Origin of the sequence: Streptomyces atriruber, assembly GCF_001418325.1 — a bacterium.
Taxonomy (GTDB): Bacteria; Actinomycetota; Actinomycetes; order Streptomycetales; family Streptomycetaceae; genus Streptomyces; species Streptomyces atriruber.
Window position 1 is genome coordinate 1 of record NZ_LIPN01000616.1, and the last position, 1,767, is coordinate 1,767.

The following is a 1,767-nucleotide window of genomic DNA, read 5'->3' on the forward strand; positions in this document are numbered from 1 at the left end:
ACTTTGAAGACACGACCTAGTAGTAGGTGAAGTTCGCGTTCGCCAGCAGGCTGCCCGTCACCGACCGGAATGCGTACTCGCCGTCGTGGCTGGCCAGCAGCAGCTCCAGCAGTGAGGTGAGGAACGGAGGCAGGACCAGGGCGCGCCGGGACTCGTATTTCGGCGGGAACGCCTTCAGCTCGCCGTCTTCCCGCTGGTGCTGCCATTGGACGCGCACCGCGGGCATCAGACCTGGGCCGTAGCGCTCCAGGTCCTCGGCGTGCGGCTCGGCCCGGTCTCGCTCGTCCGGGTCGTCCAGCGGGTCGGAGGCAGGTCAGGCGGGGTGCGTGTAGACCCGGCGCATCGCGGAGAGCTCCGCGGGGCGCATGCCGGTGCAGGCCATCGTCCACACGAAGACGAATCCGTTCAGCCCCCAGAACGTGAGCGCGTTGCAGGCCAGCTGGTGGACGTCGACGATGCGCATCTCGCGCTTGCGCTCGCGCGGCTTCTTCCTGTACTTCCCGCGGCGGGCCTTCTTGCCTTTCGGGACCGGCGAGGCGGTGCGCAGGCCGTCATCGACGGCGTCGTCCATGAGCATGGAGAAGACGGTGAGGATCTCCTCGCCGTACTTGTCGCCGACGTTGGGCTTCGCCTTGAGCTGGATCCTCCAGGCCCCGTAGGCAGCACCGACTGGCAGCCCACCCCCCGCAGACATCGCCGCCACCCGCCAGGCCCGCAAGTCCGGCGACTTCACATCCGAACTGCGCCAGCAGATAGCCGACGGCCCCAGCCGGCTCCAGCCCGGCGGCACTAGCTGGCCGGTCACCGGCAAGCGCAAAGACCTGTACGGGATCAGCTGTCCCCGCTGCGCCGCCGGCCCCGACCAGAAATGCCACCTCCGCACACGCGACAAGGCCCTGCCCAAGCCGCACAGCAGCGCATCGCCGCCTGGGCCCGGCTGATCGCCTGCTGCCCCGAATGCGAAGTCGCACCCGGAACGCCCTGCCGCCGCGGCGGGCTCGCCCTGCCCGCCGACACCGTCCACGCCGCCGCTACCAGGAAGCCGAGGCCACCGCGTGAAGGTCCGTGCCGACATCGTCGCCCTGATCCGTGAGGGCCACACCAACGCCTCGATCGCCCACCGGCTGCACTGCGACGCGTCCACCGTCGCCAGCGCCCGCCGCGCCCTCCGGCTGCCGCCCGCCGACCAGTTGGGCCGGCTGTACGCCGAGGCCGCGCCCACGGGGCGGGTCCGCGAGCACAAGCCGCCCGCCGGGCTCATGCCGCTCTCGCCAGCCCGGCAGGCCGCCAACCGGGAGCAGCTGCTCGCCGCGCTCCGGGGCGAGGCCGCCTGATGCCGCACGCTGAACCCCGCCCGCGCCTGATCGTCATGCAGGGCTTGCCCGCGGCGGGGAAGACCACGCTGGCCCGGAAGCTGATCGCCAACGCTGACCGGCCCCTGCGGTACGTGGGTCTCGACAGTCCGCGGCTGATGCTCGACGGGCAGACGCCGACGGCTTGGTGGGACGAGGGGCTCGAGGAAGCAACGGCCCGCGCGCAGGCCGCTCTCGTCGCCTCGCTGCTGGCGGACGGCTGCGACGTCCTCGTGGACGGCACGCACATCTCGCCCGCTCAAGTCGACCCGTTGCGGGCGGCGGTGGCCGGGCTGCGGCTGCAGGTCCGCGTGCACGCGCCGGCCGCGTCGGTGGACGTGTGCGTCGCCCGGGATGCGGTGCGCTCGCATCCGATCGGCGAGGCGTGCATCCGTCGGCTCGCCGGGGAGCGGGA

The 1,767-nt window shown here is 72.2% G+C and carries 4 protein-coding genes; 2 read left to right on the forward strand and 2 right to left on the reverse strand.

Annotated elements, in window-relative coordinates; genetic code table 11:
- Positions 1 to 16 precede the first annotated feature (16 nt).
- Both AOK03_RS39275 and AOK03_RS39280 read right to left on the reverse strand, forming a co-directional pair.
- A complete protein-coding gene (locus AOK03_RS39275) occupies positions 17 to 217 on the reverse strand; it encodes a hypothetical protein (protein ID WP_157869221.1) in 201 nt (66 codons plus the stop codon).
- A gap of 96 nt (positions 218 to 313) precedes the next feature.
- On the reverse strand, positions 314 to 694 hold the full coding sequence (locus tag AOK03_RS39280; protein WP_157869222.1) for a hypothetical protein: 381 nt from the start codon (positions 692 to 694) through the stop codon (positions 314 to 316).
- A gap of 361 nt (positions 695 to 1,055) precedes the next feature.
- Here AOK03_RS39280 and AOK03_RS39285 point away from each other — a divergent pair, with 361 nt between their 5' ends.
- Together AOK03_RS39285 and AOK03_RS39290 are read left to right on the forward strand one after the other, a co-directional pair.
- Entirely contained in the window at positions 1,056 to 1,334 is a 279-nt protein-coding gene (locus tag AOK03_RS39285; protein ID WP_055570125.1) for a hypothetical protein, read from the forward strand.
- Positions 1,334 to 1,767: AAA family ATPase (locus tag AOK03_RS39290; protein ID WP_157869223.1), on the forward strand; the 434-nt coding region annotated here is incomplete at its 3' end. The genes AOK03_RS39285 and AOK03_RS39290, both read left to right, overlap by 1 nt.